Origin of the sequence: Azospirillum sp. A26, from assembly GCF_042604635.1 — a bacterium.
Classification (GTDB): domain Bacteria; phylum Pseudomonadota; class Alphaproteobacteria; order Azospirillales; family Azospirillaceae; genus Azospirillum; species Azospirillum palustre.
The window spans coordinates 508,860-532,756 of sequence record NZ_CP170476.1 but is presented as its reverse complement, the minus strand read 5'-3'; the positions used below and the strand labels follow the sequence as shown (position 1 = coordinate 532,756).

The 23,897-nt window shown below is 69.3% G+C and carries 23 protein-coding genes, 1 tRNA gene and 1 pseudogene; 11 read left to right on the top strand and 14 right to left on the bottom strand.

Translation table 11 applies throughout. The features are described 5' to 3' along the window. The first annotated feature begins 20 nt into the window (after positions 1-20). The 4 genes from ABNQ39_RS33335 (at position 21) to ABNQ39_RS33320 (ending at position 2,339) form a co-directional block, all read left to right on the top strand. Positions 21-653: a Maf family protein gene (locus ABNQ39_RS33335; protein WP_376966607.1), complete on the top strand. Its 633-nt coding sequence runs from the start codon at positions 21-23 to the stop codon at positions 651-653. Further along, on the top strand, positions 640-1,875 hold the full coding sequence (locus ABNQ39_RS33330) for a ribonuclease E/G (protein ID WP_376966605.1): 1,236 nt from the start codon (positions 640-642) through the stop codon (positions 1,873-1,875). Before ABNQ39_RS33335 ends, ABNQ39_RS33330 begins: the two co-directional genes overlap by 14 nt. A 30-nt stretch (positions 1,876-1,905) precedes the next feature. After that, positions 1,906-2,145 (top strand): DNA gyrase inhibitor YacG, encoded by a 240-nt coding sequence (yacG, locus tag ABNQ39_RS33325; protein WP_428846422.1) that lies wholly within the window; start codon positions 1,906-1,908, stop codon positions 2,143-2,145. Positions 2,146-2,263: 118 nt separating this feature from the next. Next, positions 2,264-2,339 (top strand) — tRNA-Phe (locus tag ABNQ39_RS33320). 93 nt (positions 2,340-2,432) lie between these two features. Here ABNQ39_RS33320 and ABNQ39_RS33315 read toward each other — a convergent pair. From ABNQ39_RS33315 to ABNQ39_RS33300, 4 genes and pseudogenes are all read right to left on the bottom strand, one after another. Next, complete coding sequence (locus ABNQ39_RS33315; RefSeq protein WP_376967192.1) at positions 2,433-2,687, bottom strand: hypothetical protein; 255 nt, start codon at positions 2,685-2,687, stop codon at positions 2,433-2,435. A gap of 9 nt (positions 2,688-2,696) precedes the next feature. Beyond that, positions 2,697-2,977 (bottom strand): annotated as a pseudogene (locus tag ABNQ39_RS33310) (DUF3750 domain-containing protein); the annotation flags it as partial. Between the two features lie 311 nt (positions 2,978-3,288). Further along, complete coding sequence (cysE, locus tag ABNQ39_RS33305) at positions 3,289-4,125, bottom strand: serine O-acetyltransferase (protein WP_376967171.1); 837 nt, start codon at positions 4,123-4,125, stop codon at positions 3,289-3,291. A gap of 74 nt (positions 4,126-4,199) precedes the next feature. Then, complete coding sequence (locus ABNQ39_RS33300; RefSeq protein ID WP_376966603.1) at positions 4,200-5,180, bottom strand: helix-turn-helix domain-containing protein; 981 nt, start codon at positions 5,178-5,180, stop codon at positions 4,200-4,202. A 160-nt stretch (positions 5,181-5,340) separates the two neighbouring features. Between ABNQ39_RS33300 and pobA the strand changes: the two genes are divergently transcribed. Beyond that, complete coding sequence (gene pobA / locus ABNQ39_RS33295) at positions 5,341-6,555, top strand: 4-hydroxybenzoate 3-monooxygenase (RefSeq protein WP_376966601.1); 1,215 nt, start codon at positions 5,341-5,343, stop codon at positions 6,553-6,555. A 115-nt stretch (positions 6,556-6,670) separates the two neighbouring features. After that, on the top strand, positions 6,671-7,024 hold the full coding sequence (locus tag ABNQ39_RS33290) for a Lin0512 family protein (protein ID WP_376966599.1): 354 nt from the start codon (positions 6,671-6,673) through the stop codon (positions 7,022-7,024). A 134-nt stretch (positions 7,025-7,158) separates the two neighbouring features. Here the strand turns inward: ABNQ39_RS33290 and ABNQ39_RS33285 are convergent, their stop codons facing one another. From ABNQ39_RS33285 to ABNQ39_RS33265, 5 genes are all read right to left on the bottom strand, one after another. Beyond that, a complete protein-coding gene (locus ABNQ39_RS33285; RefSeq protein WP_376966597.1) occupies positions 7,159-7,722 on the bottom strand; it encodes a hypothetical protein in 564 nt (187 codons plus the stop codon). A gap of 263 nt (positions 7,723-7,985) precedes the next feature. Further along, complete coding sequence (gene qhpR, locus ABNQ39_RS33280) at positions 7,986-8,978, bottom strand: AraC-like transcriptional regulator QhpR (protein ID WP_376966595.1); 993 nt, start codon at positions 8,976-8,978, stop codon at positions 7,986-7,988. 199 nt (positions 8,979-9,177) lie between these two features. Beyond that, positions 9,178-9,798: an HdeD family acid-resistance protein gene (locus ABNQ39_RS33275; protein ID WP_376966594.1), complete on the bottom strand. Its 621-nt coding sequence runs from the start codon at positions 9,796-9,798 to the stop codon at positions 9,178-9,180. Between the two features lie 76 nt (positions 9,799-9,874). Beyond that, on the bottom strand, positions 9,875-10,561 hold the full coding sequence (locus tag ABNQ39_RS33270) for a LolA family protein (RefSeq protein ID WP_376966592.1): 687 nt from the start codon (positions 10,559-10,561) through the stop codon (positions 9,875-9,877). Positions 10,562-10,677: 116 nt separating this feature from the next. Next, the gene (locus tag ABNQ39_RS33265; protein ID WP_376966590.1) at positions 10,678-11,952 is read right to left on the bottom strand and encodes a UbiH/UbiF/VisC/COQ6 family ubiquinone biosynthesis hydroxylase; all 1,275 of its coding nucleotides are present in this window, start codon (positions 11,950-11,952) and stop codon (positions 10,678-10,680) included. Between the two features lie 409 nt (positions 11,953-12,361). Here ABNQ39_RS33265 and glnK point away from each other — a divergent pair, with 409 nt between their 5' ends. Next, a complete protein-coding gene (gene glnK / locus ABNQ39_RS33260) occupies positions 12,362-12,700 on the top strand; it encodes a P-II family nitrogen regulator (RefSeq protein ID WP_012977707.1) in 339 nt (112 codons plus the stop codon). A gap of 114 nt (positions 12,701-12,814) precedes the next feature. Here the strand turns inward: glnK and ABNQ39_RS33255 are convergent, their stop codons facing one another. Next, positions 12,815-13,378 (bottom strand): DUF2239 family protein, encoded by a 564-nt coding sequence (locus ABNQ39_RS33255; RefSeq protein ID WP_376966587.1) that lies wholly within the window; start codon positions 13,376-13,378, stop codon positions 12,815-12,817. Between the two features lie 261 nt (positions 13,379-13,639). Between ABNQ39_RS33255 and ABNQ39_RS33250 the strand changes: the two genes are divergently transcribed. Continuing rightward, on the top strand, positions 13,640-14,896 hold the full coding sequence (locus ABNQ39_RS33250) for an aminotransferase class I/II-fold pyridoxal phosphate-dependent enzyme (RefSeq protein WP_376966585.1): 1,257 nt from the start codon (positions 13,640-13,642) through the stop codon (positions 14,894-14,896). A 65-nt stretch (positions 14,897-14,961) separates the two neighbouring features. Continuing rightward, positions 14,962-17,574, top strand: coding sequence for a DNA translocase FtsK (locus ABNQ39_RS33245; protein WP_376966583.1), 2,613 nt, complete (start codon positions 14,962-14,964; stop codon positions 17,572-17,574). 302 nt (positions 17,575-17,876) lie between these two features. Here the strand turns inward: ABNQ39_RS33245 and znuB are convergent, their stop codons facing one another. Both znuB and znuC read right to left on the bottom strand, forming a co-directional pair. Then, positions 17,877-18,662, bottom strand: coding sequence for a zinc ABC transporter permease subunit ZnuB (znuB, locus tag ABNQ39_RS33240; RefSeq protein ID WP_109050349.1), 786 nt, complete (start codon positions 18,660-18,662; stop codon positions 17,877-17,879). Beyond that, the gene (gene znuC / locus ABNQ39_RS33235; protein ID WP_376966581.1) at positions 18,655-19,467 is read right to left on the bottom strand and encodes a zinc ABC transporter ATP-binding protein ZnuC; all 813 of its coding nucleotides are present in this window, start codon (positions 19,465-19,467) and stop codon (positions 18,655-18,657) included. The genes znuB and znuC overlap by 8 nt, the downstream gene beginning before the upstream one ends. A gap of 88 nt (positions 19,468-19,555) precedes the next feature. Here znuC and ABNQ39_RS33230 point away from each other — a divergent pair, with 88 nt between their 5' ends. Both ABNQ39_RS33230 and dapB read left to right on the top strand, forming a co-directional pair. Further along, positions 19,556-20,560 carry a zinc ABC transporter substrate-binding protein gene (locus ABNQ39_RS33230; RefSeq protein ID WP_376966579.1) on the top strand — a complete coding sequence of 335 codons (1,005 nt, stop codon included), beginning with the start codon at positions 19,556-19,558 and terminating at the stop codon, positions 20,558-20,560. Between the two features lie 76 nt (positions 20,561-20,636). Next, positions 20,637-21,434: a 4-hydroxy-tetrahydrodipicolinate reductase gene (dapB, locus tag ABNQ39_RS33225; RefSeq protein WP_376966578.1), complete on the top strand. Its 798-nt coding sequence runs from the start codon at positions 20,637-20,639 to the stop codon at positions 21,432-21,434. Positions 21,435-21,465: 31 nt separating this feature from the next. On the opposite strand, the gene ABNQ39_RS33220 is transcribed toward dapB, so the two are convergent. Further along, positions 21,466-23,004: an HD domain-containing phosphohydrolase gene (locus ABNQ39_RS33220; RefSeq protein ID WP_376966576.1), complete on the bottom strand. Its 1,539-nt coding sequence runs from the start codon at positions 23,002-23,004 to the stop codon at positions 21,466-21,468. 143 nt (positions 23,005-23,147) lie between these two features. Beyond that, complete coding sequence (locus ABNQ39_RS33215) at positions 23,148-23,774, bottom strand: LysE family translocator (RefSeq protein WP_376966574.1); 627 nt, start codon at positions 23,772-23,774, stop codon at positions 23,148-23,150. Positions 23,775-23,897 lie beyond the last annotated feature (123 nt).

Here is a 23,897-nt window from a genome sequence, read left to right as displayed (position 1 = left end):
TTGCTGCATCGCGGTTCCCCGTGACGATCCCGTCCAAGGCGCCCCGGCTGGTGCTGGCTTCGGCCTCGCCCCGCCGGCTCGACCTGCTGCGCCAGATCGGCATCGTGCCCGACGCGGTCGATCCCGCCGATCTCGATGAAACGCCGTTGCGCGACGAACTCCCGCCCCAGCACGCTCTGCGTCTGGCGGCGGAGAAGGCGTCGTGCGTCGCCGCGCGCCATCCCGATTTGTGGATTCTCGCCGCCGACACCGTGGTCGCCTGCGGCCGCCGCATCCTGCCCAAGGCCGAACGGGAGGAAGAGGCGCGACGCTGCCTGTCCCTGCTGTCCGGCCGGCGGCACCGGGTGATCGGCGGCATCGTGCTGCTGGTGCCCGACGGGGATGGTCCCCGCCGGATCGACCGGCTGGTCCGCACCGACGTCACCTTCAAGGTGCTCGACCGGTCGGAGACCGACGCCTACATCGCGTCCGGCGAATGGAAGGGCAAGGCCGGCGGCTATGCCATCCAGGGCCGGGCGGGGGCGCTGGTGCGCTGGATCGGCGGCTCCTACAGCAATGTCGTCGGGCTGTCGCTGCACGAGGTCGCCGGCATGCTGCACGGCGCCGGCTTCCCGCACCCTCCGATCCCCCATCCGAACGATGAGCAGGCTTGAGCTGCTGGTCGACCGCGACGGCCCGCTGACGCGGGCGGCGGTGCTGACCGATGGCCGCCTGACCGACCTGCACATCGACCATGCCGGCCGCCCGTCGCTGCTCGGCGCCATCATCCTCGGCCGGGTCGAGCGCATCGCCACCGGCCTGAACGGCGCCTTCGTCGACCTCGGGAACGGCTTATCCGGCCTGCTGCCGGCCGCCGACGTGCGCCGTCCCATCCTCGACGACGCCCCCCCTCACTCGCGTCCCCATCGGCCGGGCGCCAAGCAGGCCCCCATCGGCGCGCTGCTGCGCACCGGCCAGCCGGTGCTGGTGCAGGTGAAGGCCGATGCCGCCGGGGCCAAGGGTCCGTCGCTGACGATGGACATCACCCTGCCCGGCCGGTTCCTGGTGCATGCCCCGCTCGGCCGCGACATCGCGGTGTCGAAGCGCCTCGGCTCCGGTCCGGAGCGTGCCACGCTGGCCCGCCGCATCGAACAGCTCGCCACCGGCGCCGGCTGGATCGTGCGCGCCGGCGCCGCCCAGATATCCGACGATCTTCTGGCCGCCGAATCGGAGGCGCTGCACCTGCAATGGCGCGCCATCCGCGACGACGCCCGCGCCGGCTCCGCCCCGCGCCTGCTGCATCCCGGCCCCGACGCCCCCACCCGCGCCCTGATCGAACAGGGAGCCGCCGCGCCGGCCGCCATCCTGGTCGACGACCCGCCTCCCGCAGACGGGATCAGGATCGGCGACGGGCCGCTGCTGTCGGGCTTGCGCGACTGGTGCGGCAACCACGCCCCCGACCTGCTGCCGCGCCTCGGCGGCCATACGGACGCCCAGCGCCTGTTCGACCTGCGCGACCTCGACTCTGCGATTGCCGAGCTTCTCGACATCCGAGTGCCGCTGCCGCTCGGCGGTTCGCTGGTGATCGAGCGGACGGAGGCGCTGACGGTGGTCGACGTGAATGCCGGGGAGCGCGGCAACCCCTTGGACGTCAACCTCGACGCCGCGACGGAGATCGCCCGCCAACTTCGCCTGCGCAATGTCGGCGGCATCGTGGTGGTGGATTTCGTCAACATGCGCAGCCGCGGCGATGCCGAGCGTGTTCTGGCCGCCTTGTCGCAGGCGGTGGAAAGCGACCCGGTGCAGACCCAGGTTTATGGCATGTCCAAACTGGGCCTGGTCGAACTGACCCGGGCCCGCCGCGGCACGCCGCTGGCGGCCCTGCTGCGGCCCTGACTGCTTACAGTTCGTTACGGAGGCCTTCCCTTGACCGACTCCCGCTCCCCCGGCGCACCGCAGCGCTCCCAGCCCCATGCCCAGGCCGGCACCAAGGCGGGCAGCAACTGCCCGATCTGCGGCCGCCCGACCGAGCCGGCCACCCGCCCCTTCTGTTCCAAGCGCTGCGCCGACATCGACCTGTCGCGCTGGCTGGGCGGAGTCTACCGCATCGAAGGCCCGGAAACCGCCGATGTGCCGGGCGGATCCGACCCTGACGAGGGGCTGTGAGAGGGGTCGAAAATTTTTTGAATTTTCCTCTGGACAGCCCCTCCGAACCTCTCTAAAAAGCGCCCCACACGACGCGCCGCACCGACCGAAACGGTCACCCACCAAGCGGCGCCGAGATGCCCAGGTAGCTCAGTTGGTAGAGCAGGGGACTGAAAATCCCCGTGTCGGCGGTTCGACTCCGTCCCTGGGCACCATCCTCCCTTACACGTTCAAGGTATGGATGGTGTTCTCCGGTCAAGACAGGTGGCCGTACTCTTCCCCCTTCCCATCGAATTCTTCCGCTACTTTCAAAGCGGCTTCGACTCGAACCATCCCACCCGTCCGATTCCCGGCAGTTTCACCGCAAGGTCCAGCGGGTCGATGCCGATGGTCAGCCCCAGCACATTGACCTCCACCCCCTCCTCCACAGCCAGCAGCAGGCCGGCGACGCCGAACAGGCTGATCTGCCAGCCGGTGCCGCTCGGCGCCCGCGCGAACATGGCCCGGCCCAGGTAATCCTTGCCCAGCGCCGTCGATGGCAGGTCGAGACGCAGGTCCGGCACGGCGCGGGCGACCCAGGCGGCGAAGGTGTTGCTGTTGGGGCCGGGCCAGACGCGGTACTCGCCGGCATAGGGGTAGCCGGCGGCGGCCTTGGCATCTTGGGAATGGCGGCTTCGGCGGCGGGGCCGCGCAGTTCCGCCAGCAGGGCGGGCTGGGCGCCGAACCAGCGGCCGTCGGGGTCGCGGTTGCTGACGGACACCACCGACAGGCCGCGATAGGCGCGCCAGCCGATCACCTCGTAGACCGTATAGCTGCGGGCGCCGGCCGGCTTCACCGCGAACCAGGGATGCACACCGAAGGCGCCGCGCCAGGACAGCACGCGGGCGGCATAGACCTGGACCACCGCCTCCGGCGTCGTCGCCGCATCGGGGGCGAGGCCGACCGGGCTGCGGTCGATGCGGCTCCAGTCTACGGCGGTCGGCACCGCACCGGAGGCGAGCAGGAACACCGGCCCGGCCAGCAGCAGGACCAGCGTCAACAGAAATGCCAGCAACACCCTCACGGCCCTCGCGCCCTGCCCTCAGCTCCGGGCTTGCCGCCCGCCTTCCTCCATATAGGTACAGCGAAGCCGGATTTCCGGGGACAGCGCGCGGACGGGGTTGCTCAGATGCTGTAGTCGCCCTGTTGCAGGCTCTGGTCCATGGTGAGCGCCGGGGCCGGTTCGTCGCGGCACCAGCCGACCACCTTGGCCGGCACGCCGGCGACGGTGGCGCAGCCGGGAACGTCCTTCAGCACGACGCTGCCGGCGCCGACCTTGGCATGGGCACCGATGGTGATGTTGCCCAGCACCTTGGCCCCGGCCGACAGCAGCACACCGTCGCGTACCTTCGGGTGGCGGTCGCCATGCTCCTTGCCGGTGCCGCCCAGCGTGACGTTCTGCAGGATCGAGACATCGTTGCCGATCACCGCCGTCTCGCCGATCACCACGCCAGTGCCGTGGTCGATGAACACGCCGCGCCCGACCGGCACCGCCGGGTGGATGTCGACGGCGAAGGCCTCCGACACCCGGCTTTGCAGGAAATGGGCAAGGTCGTGCCGGCCGCCCCGCCACAGCCAGTGGGCGACGCGGTGCCATTGCAGGGCATGGTAGCCCTTGAAATAGAGGAAGGGAGTCAGGCAGCCGTCGGCGGCGGGGTCGCGCGCCAGGATGGCGGCAAGGTCGGCGGCGGCGGCCTTGACGATGGCCGGGTCGGCCTCCATCGCATCGCGCACCACGGCGGCCAGCCGGTCCTCCGGCATGGCGCGGTCGGCCAGCTTGCGCACCAGCAGGGCGGCCAGCGCCGGGCCGAAGCCGTCGCGCGCCAGCACCGCGTCATAGAGGAAGGGGGCCAGGCCGCTCTCCTCCTCCGCCACCCGGACGGCATCGGCGCGCAGGCGGCGCCACAGCGACTGTTCGACCGTTTCGGCCGGCTTGCGCATCGTGACGTCCAGGCTGTCCATCGCCACCACCCTCTCCGGCAAACCGGGCCCAAGCATTGAATCGGTCGGCATCCCCGCCATGGGACGCAAGGCTGTTACTGTGGTGAGACGCCCCCGGTCCGGTCAAGGCCGTTCCCGTCAAGGCTGCCTCCCGTTCCGCCCTCCGCATGCGCCCGGCGGAAGGCCTGCGGCGACCGCCCCTCGCGCTTGGTGAAGAAGCGGGAGAAATAGGCCGGATCCTCGAACCCCAGCGCATAGCCGATCTCCGCCATGCCATGGCCGGTGTAGATCAGCGAGCGCCGCGCCTCCAGCATCAGCCGGGCATGCACCAGCTGAAGGGTCGACAGGCCGGTGACCCGGCGGCAGGCGGCGTTCAGCCGGCCCGGCGTGACGCCCAGCGCCGCGGCATAGCGCTCCACCGGCCAATGCTGGCTGAACCGCTCGTCGACCATCGGCCGCAGCCGGGCGAGCAGCCTGAGGTCGGGCGACACCCCCTGCCCGTCGCGATCCGCGCTGTCCCGCCGCCGGTCGGCCGCCAGCCGCGCGGCGGCGACCAGCAGCAGCATCACCTGCGCCGCGATGGCGCTGGCCCGGCCGATGTGGTGGGCGCGGAACTCCCGCCTGATCTCGGCGAAGCAGCGGTCCAGCGCCGCCGCCTCGTCCGACCCGGCATCGAGGGTCCAGGCCTGCGGCAGGGCCACGGCGTCGCGCAGCTCCGCCTCCGGAGCCGCGGCCAGAACGCCGGCCAGGAACCCCTCCGACATGGTCAGCACATGCCCGTCGGTGCCGGGATCGAAGCGGAAACCGTGCACCACCTGCGCCGGCACGACGATCAGCGCCGGGGCGCGGAATGCCACCTCCACCCCGTCGGCGGTCAGCCGCCCGCCGCCCTTCCCGACCAGCAGGGCATGGCTCAGCCCATCATGGCGATGCGGACGGACCTCCCAATTGTACAAGCGCATCCGCTCCGGGATCGTCTCGATATGGACGAAGCGCAGCTCCGGCACCGCCGGCGGTTCGCCGTACAGCCAATAGCGGGGAATGGGTTCGGCACTGGGAGCGGGGTGGGCGGACATCGCACGGGGCTCCGTCGGGCAGGCGTTGAAAAGTACAAGCCTTTCGCCGGTTCGTCTATGTCCGGCCCTCCCGACCGGGAATAGCATGAACACCAATGATTGGTGTGAGCAACAATTTGCGGAACACACCTGCCCCTGGTCCCCAAGGAGGGCAAGAGATATGCACCCCACCAAACCGACCCGTACCCCAATCGCCCGTACCCAGGTCGCCATCGTCGGGGCCGGCCCGGCCGGCCTGTTCTTGTCCCATCTGCTCCACCGCCAGGGCATCGAATCGATCATCCTCGAACACCGCAGCCGCGAGGAGATCGAGGGCACCATCCGCGCCGGCGTGCTGGAGCAGTGGGTGGTCGACCTGATGAACGACATGGGGCTGGGCGACCGCATGATGCGGGAAGCCCATTTCCATTCCGGCATCACCCTGCGCTTCGACCGCCGCAGCCACCACATCGACATGGCGGAGCTGACCGGCGGCAAGCGCGTCACAGTCTATGCCCAGCACGAGGTGATCCGCGACCTCGTCTCATCCCGGCTGGAGGATGGCGGCACCATCCTGTTCGGCGTGTCCGACGTTCAGTTCATCGACCTCGACGGCAAAGCGCCGCGCGTGCGGTTTCGCCGCAGCGCCGACGGACCACTTGAGGAACTGCGCTGCGACTTCGTCGCCGGCTGCGACGGCTTCCACGGGCCGAGCCGGCAGGCGATCCCCGCCGCCACCCGCAGCGAATACCAGATGGTCTATCCCTTCGGCTGGCTCGGCATCCTGACCGAGGCGCCGCCGTCGCATCCCGAACTGATCTACGCCAACCACGAGCGCGGCTTCGCCCTGCTCAGCACCCGCTCGCCGGAGGTGCAGCGGCTCTACATCCAGGTCGATCCCAAGGACGACATCGCCAACTGGTCGGACGACCGCATCTGGTCCGAACTGCACCGCCGGCTGGAGGACGACAACGGCTGGACCCTGACCCAAGGGCCGATCTTCCAGAAGGGCATCATCGCCATGCGCAGCTTCGTCTGCGACCCGATGCAGCATGGCCGCCTGTTCATCGCCGGCGATGCCGCCCACATCGTGCCGCCGACCGGCGCCAAGGGACTGAACCTCGCGGTCGCCGACGTAGCAGTGCTGTCGTGCGCCCTGACCGCCTATTACAAATCCGGCACCACCGAGGGGCTGGACGGTTACAGCGCCACCTGCCTGCGCCGCATCTGGAAGGCGGAGCGCTTCTCCTGGTACATGACCACCATGCTGCACCGGAACGAGCGGGAATCGCCCTTCGAGCAGCGCGTGCATCTGGCCGAGCTGGACTATCTGGTGCAGTCCCGCGCCGCCATGACGGCGCTGGCGGAAAATTACGTCGGCCTGCCGATGGAGTGAGCGGCTGACGGCCGGCACCTTCCACCCCCCAAAAATCCGCCGCCGCTCCCTGGCCCTTACCGCAGTCCCGCGCCATCATCCCCGTCATCCGACACCGACAGGAAAGCCCGGCACGATGAAACAGGTGATGTTCGTGGAACTCGGCATGGGGGTGGATCTGCATGGCCAGGACGTGACCAAGGCCGCCGTCCGCGCCGTGCGCAACGCCATAGAGCGCAACTCGATGCCGGGCATGCGGGCGCTGGTGGACGGCGACACCAGCAGGATGCAGGTGCGCGTCCACCTCGCCGTGCCGGCCGACGCCGAGCAGCTGGACCACGAAGCGGTAAAGGCCGTCTTCCCCTGCGCGGTCAGCATCCACGTCACCGGCGGCGGCATGCTGGCGCCGAGCGGCATCTTCCTGGCCGACAAGAACGACCGCAACGAGCAGATCTATGTCGTCAATGCGGCGGTGGAGGTCGGCATCTGATCCTTCCGTGTCCCCTGCCCCGGCCTGTTCTGGCCGAGGAGTGATTTCCTGCAATACCGGGCGCCGCCCGCGATCCGCGACAGTGCGGGCGAACACCCGTCACCAGCGACGACGCCCGTTTTGATGACCTCCGGCTATCGCTGAGCCTTCTTGCCGGTATCTTGGGCGATGAAGGGCTTGTCCGAGCCCTTCTCCCAGTCTGGCAAATACTCTGCCTTCTTCATATCCACGCTTTGCATGTTTGCGCGCGCCCAATCATGCGAAGCGGGGGTATTCTCCACCCAGGTGCAAGCCTTCAAGTCGCTCTCCAGGTCAGCCGAGGAGGCGGGAACCGGCTCCAGAGAAAAGCGCGCTTTCCACATTCCGAAGCGGGGAGCAATGCGGGCGTAGTAAATTTGATCCGTCGCAAAATCCGCATCCATGAAATCGGCCGACTCACCGACCACCATCAGGCGACGCTTGCCGGCGGGCGTTCCGTAGGCAAGTTTCTTCCCAGCGGACACAATGCCGATGAATTCGGACTTGCCCGACGTTATGTCGTAGACCGACGATTGAATGGCGCCTCCGAACATCGATGGGCGCATCAGGACAAGCGTTGCTGCATTTTCAGCGGGTTTGACGGCCGCGACGGGCTCCGAAGCATCCCGCATATGCGGGCTGGCGCAGGCGCTGAGCAACAGCAGCGTGCCTATCGCCAAGAGCGACGCACGAAGTCTTTGCGATATCATTGTTTTTCCCCAGCATCATTTTTGCCGGATGATCGGTGCCGCATCGCCATGGCTGGCGGCAAAAGCCCCCTCACCCTTGTCGGTAATACCAAATAGCGTAATAATATGATAGAAGACACGCAATTATTGCGCGCCCGGCATTCATCGGTCCGGTGAACACAACCAGCCGGTGGCTGTCGCCGAACCGATGCCTCTATTTGGAACAGGCAATGGCCCGTTGGATGTGAGGGTCACTAGCCCCGCATCCTCGCCGGCGACATGCCGAACCAGCGGCGGAAGGCGCGGCTGAAGGCGCTGACCTCCGAATAGCCCAGCAGCGCGCCGATGTCGGCGACGGGAACATGGCGCTGGCGGATGTAGACCGCCGCCAGATCGCGCCGCACCCCCTCGACCAGATCGGAGAAGCTCAGCCCCTCGTCGGCCAGCCGGCGTTGCAGGGTCCAGCGGGCGATGCCCAGCCGGTCGGCGATGTCCTCGACGTAAGTCGGGCCTTCCGGCAGCCGCGCCCGCACCTCAGCCTTCACGCGGTCGAGCAGCGGCGGCGTGCCGGTGCCGCGGGCGATGTCGATCAGCGTGCCGCACAGCCCGGTCAGCCGCGCCATGTCGCCGCCGGGCATGCGGCGGTCGAGCTGGCGGTCGCGCAGCAGGATGGCGTTGGTGCGCTGGCCGAAATGGGCGGGGGCGTCGAACAGCGATTCATGCTGGCGCCAGCCTTCCGGCTTGGGATGCTCGAAATGCACCTCCTCCGGCATCCAGGCCGGGCCGAGGCAGGCGCGCACCACATTGGCGAACATGCCCATGGTCAGCTCGGCATCCTGCCGCCGCTCGACGATGCAGCCGTCGAGGATGCGGTATTCCAGCCGCAGCAGCTCGCCCTCGCGGACGAAGCGGGTCTCGGTCGCCTGCTGGTGGAAGGGGAACAGCCGGGCCAGATGATCGAGCGCCGACCCCAAGGTCGGGGCGGCCAGCGCGATGGAACCGATCAGCCCCAGCATCTCCGGCTGGAACTGGCGGCCGAACATCAGGCCGAAATTGTCGTTGCCGGTCTCCGCCGCCGCCACCTCCATCATCGCCACATAAGCGCGGAGATCGAGCGCCAGCGTCGGCTGGCCGAGCGCGCGCTCCTCCACGCCCGCCCGATGGAACACCTGATCGGGACAGCCGCCCTGTGCGGCGATGAAGTCCGAAACCCCACAGGCGGCGGCGGCCAGGATGTTGTGTTGCACAGTTCCTGTGCGGCCCCCGCCGGGCTGGCCGGCAGTTTGCCCAAGAGTCGGTCGGTGCGGCGTCATGACACAGCCCCTCGCAGCCGTTTTGCCGCAACGCAGCAAACATCGTGCCGGACTTCAGGCTGCCAGAGACCGTTCGTATGGGAAATTGTACGATGGAGCTATGAATTGGGAGTGGCGTTCCGCAACGCCCCGCTCAAGCCGCCGCCATCCCGCCACCGGAGGCGCCGTTCCCGCGATGGCAGTGCCGCAGCCGGAAGGCGGTCACCAGCGCCAGCACGCCGAAGGCGATCAGGTAGGCCGCGACACCCCAGGCGAGCGCCAGCAGGCCCAGCGCCGGCAGGATCCACATGCTGAGCCCGAACAGGATCGACAGCGCGCCGGCCACGCCCCAGGCCCATTTGCCGTGGGTGCGCTCCATCCGCCATGCCCCCATCACCTCGGCGAAGCCGGTGATGACCGACCAGGCGGCGATCAGGAACACCAGCGCGAACAGGCTGGCAGCCGGCCACAGCGCCGCGACGATGCCGGCGATCAGGCTGACCACCCCCTCCAGGATGAAGGGCAGCGAGCGTTCATGGTGGCGGGAGGCGCGGAGGCCGGCCAGGATGGCGAAGACGCCGTCGAGCAGCAGGTAAGCGGCGAAGGTCAGCGCCAGCGTCGCCACCGTCACCCCCGGCATCAGCAGGGCCAGCACCCCCAGCAGGATCGCCGCCGCCCCGCGCAGGGCCAGCGCCCACCAGTTGCGTGCCAGCACCCTGTTCATGCTGCGCAGGCGGCCCGCCGGTCCGGGCCGGCCAACCTGATCGTAAGCCATGAAAAGCCTCCCGCTGTCACCCTGTGCAATGACAACAGAAGGCGAAGGGTTTTGTTGCCCGCCTGCCGCCGGCCGCTCAGTTGTTGCGGCCGAAGTCCGACCCGCGCGCCGGCTCCTTGAAATAGAACATCTCGCGGTCGAAGGTGACGTCGGTCCGCGGGTTCAGCAGGGCCACCTCGGTGGTCAGTCCCTGGGCGTCCAGCACCCGCCACTTGCGCAGCTGGAAGGGGCGGTCCTCGAACACCAGGGTCAGGGTGCCCTTGCCGGCGTCCTTGGTCTCCAGCAGGCTGACCTCGATCACGCCGGGGGCCTGGAACACGTCGGTGACGGTGACGTCGCCCGACAGGCGGATGTTCTTGCGCAGGATGAAATCGGCCAGCGTCGAGCCGATGGGGGCGCTCGACTGCTGGCGCATCTCGCCGTCCCAATAGAAGACGAAGCTGCCGTCGGCGACGATGAAGTCCTTCAGCGGCCGGTCATATTCCAGCCGCATCTTGCCGGGCCGCCACAGGGAGAAGGTGCCGGTCGCCTGCCGTCCGTTCGGCGCCACCTGCAGGAACTTCGATTGCAAGGTGGTGATGCCGTTCAGATACTCCTCCACCTTGGCGACGACCGCCTGGTCCTGCGCCGTCAGCGAGACGGGCGTGGCCGGCGCGGCGAGGACGGGCGGGGCGAAGGCGGCCGGCAGCGGGGCCAGGAGAGCGCCATAAAGCAGGGGAGCGGACAGCAGGGCGGCGGAAAGGCGGCGAAGCACGGTCTTCATCCTCGGTCGTTCGGAGCCCGGCTCCTCAACCGGCCGGTATGGCGGACATAAGGCGTCCGCCCCCCGCTGCCAAGGATTACCGGTACCGGGTCAACGTGGCTGCTTAAAGTGGCGGCTCAAAGAGGCTGGCCCTTGATCATCCGCGGCAGGTCGCCGACCACGCCCATGGCGTGCTTCATGAAGAAGCGCTTGACCGGCGGCAGCCGGTTGATCACCGCCATGCCCAGGTCGCGCGCCAGCTTCACCGGCGGGATGCTGTTGGAGAACAGATGGACCAGCCCGTCGCACACCGCCGCCAGCAGCACGGTGTCGAACCGGCGCCAGCGCTGGAAACGGGCCAGCACCTCCGGCCCGCCGACATCCAGCCCCAGGCGATAGGCATCGACCACCACCTCGGCCAGGGCCGCGACGTCGCGCATGCCGAGATTGAGCCCCTGCCCGGCGATGGGGTGGATGGCGTGCGCCGCCTCCCCCACCAGGGCCAGCCGGTCGGCGATGAAGCGGTCGGCCAGCAGGACCGACAGCGGCCAGGCCTCGCGCTTGGTCAGCAGCGTGATCTCGCCGAGATAGCCGCCGGAGCGCCGTTGCAGCTCGTCGACGAACTGGTCGTCGGGCAGCTTCAGATAGGTGTCGACCAGCGAGGTCTTCTCGCTCCACACGATGGAGCAGCGGTTGTCCGTCATCGGCAGGACGGCGAAGGGGCCGTTGGGCAGGAAATGCTCGACCGCGACGCCCTTGTTCGGCTCGGTGTGGCGGATGGTGCAGATGATGGCGCTCTGGTCGTAGGACCAGCGCCGCACCCTGATCCCGGCGCTGTCGCGCGCCATCGACCGCCGCCCGTCGGCGCCGACCAGCAGCCGGCCGCGCACGGTCCGCCCGTCCGCCAGCCGGACCGAGACGCCGGACCGCGTCCGCTCCACCGTCACCGCCTTGGCCGGCGCCAGATGGACCAGCCCCGGCAACTCGGCCGCGCGGGTGAACAGGGCGTGGCGGATGTCCTTGTTGTCCAGGATCCAGCCGAAGGGCTGGTGCTTGCCCTCCACCGCCAGTTCGGTGTGGTCGTAATGGATGAACAGCGGCGAGAACTGGTCGGCGATGCGGATGTCCAGCATCGGGCCGGCCTTGTCGGCCATGTGGTGCCAGACGCCCGCCGCATCCAGCACCATCTTGGAGGCGTAGGAGATCGCCGTGGTGCGGATGTCGAAATCCCGTTCGCCCATGCGTTCGGGGCTGTCCTGGTCGATGCAGACCACCGGCACGCCGGCACCGGCCAGCGCCGCCGCCATGGTCAGCCCGGCCAGGCCGCCGCCCAGCACCACGACCTCCGTGGTGATGTCGCCGCCCTGCGGGGGGACGGTCGCGTTGCCCGATTCGGTGCCCGGTACGGCCATGATGCTCGCTGCCTTCTCGCCTTACAATGCCTGTGCCGGCCGCCGGCGGGAGCTTGAGCCTTCCTTGCCCCTGGACCCTGCCGGCAACGCCGCGATCAGACAATTGTCGCACTGCGGCGTCCTGTCCAGTGTCCAGTCCCCGCCCGGCACGGGCAGACCGCCGGACAGATTGTCGCTGAACGGATTTTGGGCAAATGCCGCCTTTTTGGGCGCCCAATCAACAGGCATATTCCCATCGTTGCAGCGCATTTCAACCGGCACGATTCTTGTAATCGTTGATTTTTGCGGTCGACGCGAACAGGCTTGGGCCAACGGCGGGGGAACGGTACGGTGTCGGGCCGGACTGGAACCGCAACGGGGCTGCCACAGCCTTGCACGCGGCCGGAACAACGCTTTAAGGGGAAGCCACATGAAACTGGTTATGGCCATCATCAAGCCGTTCAAGCTCGACGAAGTGCGCGAGGCGCTGACGTCGCTCGGGATCCAGGGCCTGACCGTCAGCGAGGTCAAGGGCTTCGGCCGCCAGAAGGGCCAGACGGAAATCTACCGCGGCGCCGAATATTCCGTGAGCTTCCTGCCCAAGGTGAAGGTCGAGGTCGCCGTGTCCGACGACCAGTACGAGCAGGTGGTGGAGGCGATCCAGAAGGCCGCCAACACCGGCCGCATCGGCGACGGCAAGATCTTCGTGCTGGAGATCGCCCAGGCCGTGCGCATCCGCACCGGCGAGACCAACGCCGAGGCGCTGTAAGGCTGCCGACCCTCGGGGTCCGCTCCTTCCGGCGGGAACGGACCCGGCGGGCGCGCTTCCTGCGCGCCTGTCCTCACATCTTCAGCCGGACTTTTATCTCAGTCGCCATCACTCTCAGTCGCCGAAGACATCCGCCGCCATCGCACCGGCATAGTCGCGCACGTCGGCCGGCCAGTCCGCCGTCAGCGCCTCGAACCGCGCGCTGTCCGCGGCATAGAGCGCCCGTACCGCCTCCTCATAGCCCGGCCGGTCGCCGGCCAGTTCCAGCATGACGCGGTAGGCGGTCTCCTGCGCCCGGCGCACCCGGTCCTTCGCCTCGCCGCCCTTGCGCGCCTCGTCCACCAGCTTGCGCAGCGCCACCGACGCGCCGCCTGGCTGGGCGTTCAGCCACTCCCAATGGCGCGGCAGCAGCGTCACCTCCCGTGCGACCACGCCCAGCTTCGGCCGCCCCGGCCCCCGTGGCGGTGGCGAGAGACGCCACGCAAGCTCCTCATCGCTTCCCCGCAGGTCGAGGTCGACCACCTTGCCGGTGGCATCGTCGAACACCAGCACCGGCGGCCCATCCGGCTCCGCCTCCAGTGCCGTCCGCACCGCCCGCGCGACGCTCAGCGCATCCCCGGCGGCAAGGCGGCGCTCGCCGCGGAAGGCGGTGCAGAGGGTTTCGGCGGTGACGGACATGGTCGGAACTCCTGTTGTAAGGGGCGCATTTTACCCGGATGAAAACCGGGCGTCAATATCACCCGGATGAAATAGGAGGGCGACCCGTAAGGACACTGTCTTCCGTCCGCTGTGACCGTTCGGCCACCCGCCGCGCCCAAAGGTTCTGGGCGCTTGTGCCCCCCGTGCCCCGCCGATAGGATCGGTCGCTCAATCGAAGACATGGCCGCCTCCCCGGGCCGGGGTGCGGCATCCGGGGTTGCGAAGAGGGTTGCGGTCGCCATGGTTTCTGCGGATTTCAGCGTCAACAGCGGTGCCGTCTTCACCGAGGCGATCGGCAACGACCGGCTCGACCTGCTGACCGATTATCCCTTCACCCGGCTGTCCAATCTGCTGGCGCCGATCACCCCGCGCGCCAATGTCGCTCCCGTCGTGCTGACGGTAGGCGAGCCCCAGCACACCCCGCCCGCCATCATCGAGGAGACTCTGCGCGCCAGCGCATCCGGCTGGAACAAGTATCCGCCGGTCGGCGGCACGCCGGAGTTCCGCGCCGCGACCGGCGACTGGCTGAACCGCCGCTACGATCTGCCGGCCGGGCTGTTGCAGGCCGACAGCTCCATCCTGCCGCTGTCCGGCACGCGCGAGGCGCTGTTCATGCTGGCCCTGCTGGCGGTGCCGACGCAGAAGGCCGGGCGCCAGCCGGCGGTTCTGATGCCCAACCCCTTCTACGCGCCCTATGAGGGGGCCGCCGTGATGGCCGGGGCGGAGCCGGTGTTCCTGTCGGCGACGCGCGAGACCGGCTTCCTGCCCGACCTCGACGCCCTGACGCCGGAGCTGCTGGAACGCACGGCGCTCTTCTACCTCTGCACCCCCGCCAACCCGCAGGGGGCGGCGGCGACGCCGGCCTATCTCGCCAAGGCCATCGGTCTGGCGCGGCAGTACGGCTTCGTGCTGGCGGTCGACGAATGCTATGCCGAGATCTGGCTGGACGCCCCGCCGGCCGGCGCGCTCCAGGTCGCGGCCGGCCTGCCTTATCAGGACGGCAAGCCCTGGTCCAACCTGCTGGTCTTCCATTCCCTATCCAAGCGGTCGAGCGCTGCCGGCCTGCGCTCCGGCTTCGTCGCCGGCGACCCGGCGCTGATCGGCCGCTTCTCCCGCCTGCGCAGCTACGGCTGTGCCGGCATGCCGCTGCCGATCCTGGCCGCCAGCACCGCGCTGTGGCGCGACGAGGCCCATGTGGAGGAGAACCGCGCCGCCTACCGCGCCAAGTTCGCGGCGGCGGAGGCGGAGCTGGGCGGCCGCTACGGCTATCGGCGCCCGGCCGGCGGCTTCTTCCTCTGGCTGGAGGTCGGCAACGGCGAGGAGGCCGCCAAGCGGCTGTGGGCGGAGGGCGCGGTCCGCGTCCTGCCCGGCGCCTATCTGTCGCGCAGCAACCCCGGCGAGCCGAACCCCGGCGAGGCCTTCATCCGCGTCGCCCTGGTGCAGGACACCGACACCGTCGCCCAGGCCTGCGCGTCCATCGTCCGCATTCTCGGCTGAGCGGTTCCGGCACCCGGTTCCGGTCAGCCCCTTTTTCGGTTTCTACAGCACGAGGTTTCCGTCCCATGGCCCGACCCGCCGGCCCCTCCTCCGCGCGCCCCCGGCCCAGCCTGGGACGGCCCGCCCCCAGCCCGCGCAAGGGAGCCCCCCGCGAGGCCGCGAAGGAGCCGGGGAAGGACCGCATCCGCTCCGGCCGCAACCGGCAGGAAAAGCCGCCCTTCTTCTCGCCGGCCATGCGCGCCTTCGTCGTCGCCCGCGCGCGCGAGGCGATGGGCTTCGTGCTGGGGCTGTTCGGCCTGCTGCTGATGGTGCTGCTGGGCAGCTACGACCCGCATGACGCCTCGCTGAACTCGGTCCCCGCCACGGCGGGAGGCACGCACAACCTGTTCGGCATCCCCGGCGCCTATGCCGCCGACCTGCTGATCCAGTCGCTGGGCTGGGCCGCCTTCGTCATCGCGCTGGTGCCGATGTTCTGGGGCTGGCGGCTGGGTGCCCAGCGCAAGCTCGGCAACCCGCTGTTCCGCACCGTCCTGGCGCTGTGGGGCGTGTTCCTGGTGGCGATGGCGCTGGCCGGCCTGACCGACGCCTCCACCGACCCGCTGGCTCCGCTTCCGGGCGGCAGCATCGGCCAGGTGCTGCTGCGCGGGGTCGGCAACCTGTTCGGGGCCGAGCCGATGGTGGCGACCGTCGCCGCGGTGGGCGGCGGGCTGGTGCTGTTCCTGGCGGCCGGCCTGTCGATCGGCGAATGGATCGCCAGCTTCCGCGCGCTCGGCCGCGGCATGGTCAACGGCGTCCGCCTGATCCGCCAGGGGACCCGCAACGGCGTGGACTCCCTGCGCCGCCACGGCCGCACGGCCGCACAGGCCGCCTCGGTCGCGGTTGATGCCTCGCTGCGCGGCGACAAACGCGACATCCCGCGTTTCGACGAAGCCGTTCAGGTGCCCCCGCGTCCCACCGCCGGCCTCGATGCCGGCCGGATTCCGCCGACGGCCGGACCGGCGGCAAGCCCGGCCACCGCCAGCACAAACGCCCCCAGCACAGCCGACAAGCCGGCCCGCACCGTCCCCATTGTCACCCCGCCCAAATCCCCCGCATCGGAGCGCGAGGCCGCGAAGAACGACCCGCGCCAGAGCCGCCTGCCACTGGGCGAGGAGGAGGGTCCACCGGGCTACGAGCTGCCGCCGCTCGACCTGCTGCAGGTGCCGCCCACCGGCATCCGCGGCGAACAGCTGGACGAGGCGGCGCTTCAGCGCAATGCCAGCCAGCTGGAAGGCGTGCTGGGCGATTTCGGCGTGCGCGGCGAGATCCAGAAGGTCCATCCCGGCCCGGTCGTCACCCTGTACGAGTTGGAACCGGCCCCCGGCACCAAATCCTCCCGCGTCATCGGCCTTGCCGACGACATCGCCCGCTCGATGAGCGCGGTGTCGGTCCGCGTCGCCGTGGTCCCCGGCCGCAACGTCATCGGCGTCGAGCTGCCGAACGCCAAGCGCGAGACCGTTCTGCTGCGCGAGCTGATGGCGGCCGAAGGCTTCGACAAGCATGGCGGCAAGCTGGCGCTGGCGCTGGGCAAGGACATCGGCGGCCAGCCGGTGGTCGCCGACCTCGCCCGCTTCCCCCACCTGCTGGTCGCCGGCACCACCGGCTCGGGCAAGTCGGTGGCGATCAACACCATGATCCTGTCGCTGCTCTACCGCCTGCCGCCGGAGCGCTGCCGCTTCATCATGATCGACCCCAAGATGCTGGAGCTGTCGGTCTATGAGGGCATCCCCCATCTGCTGACACCGGTCGTCACCGACCCCAAGAAGGCGGTGGTCGCGCTGAAATGGACGGTGCGGGAGATGGAGGACCGCTACCGCAACATGTCCAAGCTGGGCGTCCGCAACATCGAGGGCTACAACGCCCGCCTGCGCGAGGCACGCGAGGGCGGCGAGTCGCTGACCCGCCGGATCCAGACCGGCTTCGACCCCGACACCGGCAAGCCGCTGTTCGAGGAGCAGCCGCTCGACCTGACCGAGCTGCCCTACATCGTTGTGATCGTCGACGAGATGGCCGACTTGATGCTGGTCGCCGGCAAGGACATCGAGGCGGCGATCCAGCGCCTCGCCCAGATGGCGCGCGCCGCCGGCATCCACCTGATCATGGCGACGCAGCGCCCGTCGGTCGACGTCATCACCGGCACCATCAAGGCCAACTTCCCGACCCGCATCAGCTTCCAGGTCACCAGCAAGATCGACAGCCGCACCATCCTCGGCGAACAGGGCGCCGAACAGCTTCTGGGCCAGGGCGACATGCTCTACATGGCCGGCGGCGGCCGCATCACCCGCGTCCACGGTCCCTTCGTCTCCGACCACGAGGTCGAGCAGATCGTCCGGTTCCTCAAGGCGCAGGGCGAACCGAACTATGTCGACGCCATCCTGGAGGACGAGGAGGGCGAGGAGTCCTTCGACGACGGCGCCCTGCCCGGCACCGGCGGCGGATCGGGCGACGACCTCTACGACAAGGCGGTGGCGGTGGTCTGCCGCGAGCGCAAGGCCTCGACCAGCTTCATCCAGCGCCAACTCCGCATCGGCTACAACTCCGCCGCCCGCCTGATCGAGCGGATGGAGACCGAAGGGGTGGTCAGCAAGCCCAACCACTCCGGCAAGCGCGAAGTGCTGGCGCGCAACATCGACGAATGAGTGTTTTCGGACACCCCGTTGACAGCGGGCGGGTGCAACACCAATATCGGGGGTAGGCAGGCCGAGGACTGCTACTCCCCGGCCCGCCCGCCCGATCTTAGTGCGTCAGAAGGTCAAGCAGCCGCTTGACGATCTCCAGCACCAGGATCAGGAGAGTGAGGATCTTTTCCATCCTCCAGCCCTCCCTTGGTACGGCGGCGATGGCGGCCCTTCCGCCATCGCGTCCGCCGGCGGACTATGGGGCAGGCGAGCACGTCGGAAAACGGGAATTACATGCGGGTATAATATTTTTCTGATTGCACTCAGCGCCGCAACGGCACCAGCGATCCCAGCAGGAACAGCGCGGCGGCAGCCACCACCACGCTCGGCCCCCCCGGCAAATCCCAGTTCAGCGAAGCCAGGATCCCGGCGATCACCGCCAGGATGCCCAGGACCGAGGCCAGCGCCGCCATCCCTTCCGGCGTGCGGGCGAAGCGGCGGGCGGATGCCGCCGGGATGATCAGCAGCGACGTGATCAGCAGGATGCCGACGATCTTCATGGCGATGGCGATCACCAGCGCGATCAGCAGCATGAAGGCCAGCCGCAGGGCGTCGACCGGCATGCCCTCCACCCGCGCCAGATCCTCGTCCACCGTCACCGCCAGCAGGCGGCGCCACAGCAGCGCCAGACCGGTCAGCGCCACCGCGCCGCCGCCATAGATCGCCATCAGGTCGCCGTCGGTCACCGAAAGGATGTCGCCGAACAGATAGGCCATCAGATCGACGCGCAGCGTCTCCAGAAAGGCCAGCGCCACCAGCCCCAGCGACAGCGAACCGTGCGACAGGATGCCCAGCAGCGTGTCGGCCGCCAGATGGCGGCGGCGCTGCAACGCCACCAGCGCCAGCGCCAGCGACACGCAGACCACCATGACGCCGATCATCGGGTTGACGCCGAGCAGGAAGCCCAGCGTCACCCCCAGCAGGGCAGAATGGGACAGCGTGTCGCCGAAATAGGCCATGCGCCGCCACACCACGAAGGAGCCCAGCGGCCCGGCCAGCAGGGCGATGCCGCCGCCGGCCAGCAGGGCGCGGATCACGAACTCATCCATGGCAGCAGTCCCCGTCATGGTCGTGCACGACCTTGCCGTCCTCGGCATGGGCATGGTCGTGGTGATGGACATAGACGGCGAGGTCGCGGGCGTGGCCGCCGAACAGGGCATGATATTCCGGGTGCCGGCTGACATCCTCCGGCCGGCCGGAACAGCAGACATGGGCGTTCAGGCAGATCACCCGGTCGGTACGCGCCATCACCGTGTGCAGGTCGTGGCTGACCAGCAGCACGCCGCAGCCGCGCCGCTGCCGCACCTGGGCGATGCGGTTGAACAGCTCCGCCTGCCCATGCACGTCCACCGCCTGGTCGGGCTCGTCGAGCACCAGCAGGTCCGGCTCGCCCAGCAGGGCGCGGGCCAGCAGCACCCGCTGCATCTCGCCGCCGGAAATCGTCTGCACCGCCGAGTCGGCAAGCCGCGTCACCCCGGCCTCCTCCAGCGCCGCCGCCACCTGATCGGCGGTCACCGGCCGCCACAGCGCCAGGAACCGGCGCACGGTCAGCGGCAGCGTCTGGTCCACCGACAGCCGTTGCGGCATGTAGCCGACACGCAGGTTCGGGCGCCGCAGCACCCGCCCGCCATCGGGCGCCGTCAGCCCCAGCACGGCGCGCACCAGCGTCGTCTTGCCGGCACCGTTCGGGCCGATCAGCGTCACCACTTCGCCCGGCTGGACGGCGATGTTGACGCGGTCCAGCACTGTGCGGCTGCCGAAACGGACGGTCAGATCCTCGGTCCAGGCGAGCGGGCCGGCGAACAGCGCGGACGCATCCCGGGACCGGCCGTCGGAGAAGCTGGATGTTGACATGTTATGTTATAACGTGACACCAGTTGAGCGTGACTTCCCTATGCGCTGAAACCAGCGACCTGTCCAGCAAGTCGAGAGGATCCCTCCCATGCGTCGATTCGCGCTGCCCGGCTTCGTGGCCGGCACCCTGAGCGCTCTTGTCGCCACCGCCGGCGCCACTGCCGCCCTGCCGGCCTGGGCCGAGGCACCGAAGGTCGTGGTGTCGATCAAGCCGATCCATTCCCTGGTCGCCTCGGTCATGCATGGGGTGGGCGAGCCGGTCCTGCTGGTCCGCGGCGGCGCCTCGCCGCACAGCTACACGATGAAGCCGTCGGACGCGAAGGCGCTGTCGGCTGCCGATCTGGTGGTCTGGGTCGGTCCCGAGCTGGAAGGGTTCCTGGAAAAGCCGCTGAAGGCCAACGCGCCGAAGGCGACACGGCTGACCCTGATGGAGCAGAAGGGCATGACCCTGCTGCAAGCCCGCGAAGGCGGCGCCTGGGAGCCGCATGACCATGGCCACGAGGGCGGCCATGAGGGCGGCCATGACGGGCACGGCCACAAGGACCACGACCACAAGGATCATGATGACGACCATGACGAGCTGAACAGCCACATCTGGCTCGATCCCGCCAACGCCCGCGCCATTGTCACCGCGACGGCGGACGCGCTGGCCGCCAGGGATCCGGCCGATGCGGAGGCCTACCGCAGCAACGCCGACCGCACGCTCCAGGCGATCGACGCGCTGGACGCCGAACTGAAAGCCACGCTGGCGCCGTTGAAGGACAAGCCCTTCGTCGTCTTCCACGACGCCTACCAGTATTTCGAGGCGCGCTACGACCTCTCGGCGGTCGGTTCCATCACCGTCAGCCCCGACCGCCGCCCGTCGGCCAAGCGCCTGTCGGCGATCCGCGCCAAAATCGCCGGGCTGAACGCCGCCTGCGTCTTCGCCGAACCGCAGTTCGAGCCGACGCTGGTCCGCACGGTGGTGGAAGGCACCAATGCCAGAACCGGCGTGCTCGACCCCGAAGGCGCCGACCTGCCGGAAGGCGAGGCGCTGTATCCCACTCTGATGCGCAACCTCGCCGCATCGCTGCGCGGCTGCCTTGGCGCTTAAGCCACGGCCGGGCCTGTGCTAAACCGCAGGAGGGCGGGAAGGTGCGCCCGCAAGCGTTGAACGGAGGATGGGCGTCATGAAGATCGGTGTCGTCGGGTGCGCGGGGCGCATGGGCCAGATGCTGGTGCGCGAGATCGCGGCGACCGCGGGCTGCACGCTGGCCGGCGGGACCGAGCGGCTGGGCGGTCCGGCGCTGGGCAAGGATCTGGGCATCCTGGCCGGGATCGACCCGCTGGGCGTGACCGCCATCGACGACCCGGCAGCGCTCTTCGCCGAGGCCGACGCGGTGATCGACTTCACCAGCCCGGACTCGACGGAGCGGCACGCCGCGCTCGCCGCCCAGTCGGAAACCGTGCTGGTCGTCGGCACCACCGGCCTGAACCCGTCGCAGCAGGCGGCCATCGCCACCGCGGCCACCCACACCGCCATCGTCCAGTCGCCCAACATGTCGCTGGGCGTCAATTTGCTGCTGGCTCTGGTGGAGCAGGTCGCCCACGCGCTGGACGACGACTACGACATCGACATCCTTGAGATGCACCACCGCCGCAAGGTCGATGCGCCGTCGGGCACCGCGCTGGGTCTCGGCCGCGCCGCGGCGGCCGGGCGCGCGGTGGCGCTGGAGGATGTCTGGCAGAAGGTGCGCGACGGCCACACCGGCGCCCGCCCGCGCGGCGAGATCGGCTTCGCCACGCTACGCGGCGGCGACGTGATCGGCGACCACACCGTGATTTTCGCCAGCGAGGGCGAGCGGGTCGAGCTGACCCACAAGGCGTCGGGCCGCGGGATCTACGCCAAGGGTGCCGTCCGCGCCGCCCTGTGGGCGCAGGATAAGACGCCGGGCCTCTACAGCATGCGCGACGTGCTGGGCGTCTGAAAACCGGCTCCTGAAGGCGGGGCGGCGGGCGTTACGCCCCTGCCCCGTCGCGTTCCAGCACCGCCAGGAAAGCGTCGACCACCCGCGGGTCGAAATGGCTGCCGGCCTCCGCCCGCAGCAGGTCCAGCACTTCGGCGATGTCCCACGCCTTCTTGTAGGGGCGGCGGTGCAGCAGGGCGTCGAACACGTCGGCGACGGCGACGATGCGGCCGGCCAGCGGGATGGCGTCGCCGGCCAGACCCTTCGGATAGCCGCTGCCGTCGAACTTCTCGTGATGGCTCTCGGCGATCTCCGCGCCCATCGACAGGTAGCCGTGGCGGTCGCCGCCGCAGGCATCGCGCAGGATGCTGCCGCCGATGGCGGCATGCTCGCGCATCACCGCCATCTCCGCCTCGTCCAGCCGGCCCGGCTTGCGCAGGATGGCGTCGGGGATGCCGACCTTGCCGACATCGTGCAGCACGCTGGCCAGCCCGATGGTGTCGCAGAACCAGTCGTCCAGCTCGTGCGCGAAAGCGTTGCGGGCCTGGAGTTCGCGGGCGATGGCGGTGGCCCAGCGGCCCAGCCGCTTCACATGGTCGCCGGTGACCTCGTCCTTGTATTCGGCCAGCTTGCCCAGCGCATGGACGGTGGCGATCTGCGCCTGGTTCAACCGCTCGTAAAGCCGCAGATTGTCCAGCCCGACCGCCGCCTTGGTGCAGAGCAGTTCCACCAGCGGCCGGTCGCCAGCGGCGAAGGGGCCGCCCAGCAGGCAGAGCGCCAGCATCGGCGCATCGCGGCCGCGCAGCACGGCGACTCCGCAGCGCTCGCTCCAACGCGTGTGCCCGTCGGCCAGCGCCGCCATGATCGTGGCCGCGGCCTCCGCCGGCAGCTCGGCCGGCAAGCCAGCCTCCGCGACGATGGACGGCTGCCCGTCCTCCCCGGCGGCGCACAGCAGGGCGGAGTGGGCGCCGGTCGCCAGCGCCGCCGCCCGCCCGACCAGCCCGGCCAGGAATTGCGGGCGCGAGCGCAGTCCGGCCAGATGGTCGGCCGCCTCCATCACCCGCTCCAGCCCCTGGCGGCCATGCTCGATGGTGGCGATGTGCTGGTAGGAGCGCAATGCGGCGACGGCGGCGGTGTAGAGCTTCTGCGCCGTCAGTTCGCTCTTCGCCTTGTAATCGTTGATGTCGTAGGCGGCGATCACCTGCCGTTCGGGCGCCTGACCCGGCTGGCCGGTGCGCAGGATGATGCGGATCTGCCGGTTGCCCATCTCCTCGCGGATGTGGCGGACCAGCTTCAGCCCGGCATCGTCGGTCTCCATCACCACGTCCAGCAGGATGGCGGCGATGCCCGGATGCTCGGCCAGCAGCGACCGCGCCTGCCTTGCGGTGTAGGCGGACAGGAAGCGGACCGGCCGCTCCTCGAACATCATCTCGCCCAGCACGACGCGGGTGATGGCGTGGACCTCGTGGTCGTCGTCGACGATCAGGATCAGCCAGGGCGGATTGCGCCGCCCGCCGTCGGCGGATTCCTCCGCCTCGGCGGCGAATTCCAGGACATCCCCGGCGGAGTCCCGCCGGAGAATGTCCGCCATGCCGGCCCCTTTGCCCCCGTCGACCATCACCGCCCCCGCGGATCGATTCGCTTTCGCCGGCCCCAAGACGGTTACCGGCGCGTGCACCACCTCATTCGCAGACAATTTTCGGTGAAGTTATAATGATTTGTCAATGAACCGGCTCAGGCCGTCCGCTTCCAGGCCACGGTCAGCAGCCCGGCGCCCATCAGCAGCGAGCCGCCGACCCGGTTGACCGTCCGCTGCACCGACGGGGTCCTGACCGCGCGCCGCGCCGCCGAGGCCAGCAGGGCATAGCCGGCGGCGTTCAGCGTCGCCAGCACCAGGAAGGTCGCCTCCATCACCACCATCTGCCCGGCCAGCGGCCGGCCGGTGTCGAGGAACTGCGGCAGGAAGGCGACGAAGAAGACGATGCTCTTGGGGTTCAGCGCGGTGACGGCATAGGTGTGCAGCATCATGCGCCACGGCTTGACGTCCGAGTCGTCGGCCACCGCCTCGGCGTCCTTGACCGGCGCCCGCCACAGCTTGATGCCGAGATAGAGGAGATAGGCTGCGCCCGCCCATTTCAGCAGGGTGAACAGCGCCGCCGAGGTCGACAGCAGCACCCCAAGCCCCAGCATGGAGGCTGTCATCGCCGTGAAGTCGCCCAGCGCCACCCCGGCCACCGTCGCCATGGCCGATTTCCGCCCATGGCCCAAGGCATAGGACACGACGATCAGCACCGTCGGCCCCGGAATCATCAGCATGATGGCGGAGGCGGCGGCGAAGGCGAGCCAAAGGTCGGCGGACATGGTGCGGATCTCCGGTATTGATTGTGACCCACTCATCAATCCACAACCGGCAGGCCTACGCAATGGTGTTGGGAGCGGGACGGACTATGGCCCCCATAAGCAAAAGCCATCCCGGCGCAAGAG

What these genes read in the sequence shown, in the direction of transcription:
- ABNQ39_RS33330 (WP_376966605.1), top strand. Translation starts at nt 640, where the DNA reads ATGAGCAGGCTTGAGCTGCTGGTCGACCGCGACGGCCCGCTGACGCGG.
- cysE (WP_376967171.1), bottom strand. Translation starts at nt 4,125, where the DNA reads ATGGACAGCCTGGACGTCACGATGCGCAAGCCGGCCGAAACGGTCGAA.
- ABNQ39_RS33300 (WP_376966603.1), bottom strand. Translation starts at nt 5,180, where the DNA reads ATGTCCGCCCACCCCGCTCCCAGTGCCGAACCCATTCCCCGCTATTGG.
- pobA (WP_376966601.1), top strand. Translation starts at nt 5,341, where the DNA reads ATGCACCCCACCAAACCGACCCGTACCCCAATCGCCCGTACCCAGGTC.
- ABNQ39_RS33290 (WP_376966599.1), top strand. Translation starts at nt 6,671, where the DNA reads ATGAAACAGGTGATGTTCGTGGAACTCGGCATGGGGGTGGATCTGCAT.
- ABNQ39_RS33275 (WP_376966594.1), bottom strand. Translation starts at nt 9,798, where the DNA reads ATGGCTTACGATCAGGTTGGCCGGCCCGGACCGGCGGGCCGCCTGCGC.
- ABNQ39_RS33270 (WP_376966592.1), bottom strand. Translation starts at nt 10,561, where the DNA reads ATGAAGACCGTGCTTCGCCGCCTTTCCGCCGCCCTGCTGTCCGCTCCC.
- ABNQ39_RS33265 (WP_376966590.1), bottom strand. Translation starts at nt 11,952, where the DNA reads ATGGCCGTACCGGGCACCGAATCGGGCAACGCGACCGTCCCCCCGCAG.
- glnK (WP_012977707.1), top strand. Translation starts at nt 12,362, where the DNA reads ATGAAACTGGTTATGGCCATCATCAAGCCGTTCAAGCTCGACGAAGTG.
- ABNQ39_RS33255 (WP_376966587.1), bottom strand. Translation starts at nt 13,378, where the DNA reads ATGTCCGTCACCGCCGAAACCCTCTGCACCGCCTTCCGCGGCGAGCGC.
- ABNQ39_RS33250 (WP_376966585.1), top strand. Translation starts at nt 13,640, where the DNA reads ATGGTTTCTGCGGATTTCAGCGTCAACAGCGGTGCCGTCTTCACCGAG.
- ABNQ39_RS33245 (WP_376966583.1), top strand. Translation starts at nt 14,962, where the DNA reads ATGGCCCGACCCGCCGGCCCCTCCTCCGCGCGCCCCCGGCCCAGCCTG.
- znuB (WP_109050349.1), bottom strand. Translation starts at nt 18,662, where the DNA reads ATGGATGAGTTCGTGATCCGCGCCCTGCTGGCCGGCGGCGGCATCGCC.
- znuC (WP_376966581.1), bottom strand. Translation starts at nt 19,467, where the DNA reads ATGTCAACATCCAGCTTCTCCGACGGCCGGTCCCGGGATGCGTCCGCG.
- ABNQ39_RS33230 (WP_376966579.1), top strand. Translation starts at nt 19,556, where the DNA reads ATGCGTCGATTCGCGCTGCCCGGCTTCGTGGCCGGCACCCTGAGCGCT.
- dapB (WP_376966578.1), top strand. Translation starts at nt 20,637, where the DNA reads ATGAAGATCGGTGTCGTCGGGTGCGCGGGGCGCATGGGCCAGATGCTG.
- ABNQ39_RS33220 (WP_376966576.1), bottom strand. Translation starts at nt 23,004, where the DNA reads ATGGCGGACATTCTCCGGCGGGACTCCGCCGGGGATGTCCTGGAATTC.
- ABNQ39_RS33215 (WP_376966574.1), bottom strand. Translation starts at nt 23,774, where the DNA reads ATGTCCGCCGACCTTTGGCTCGCCTTCGCCGCCGCCTCCGCCATCATG.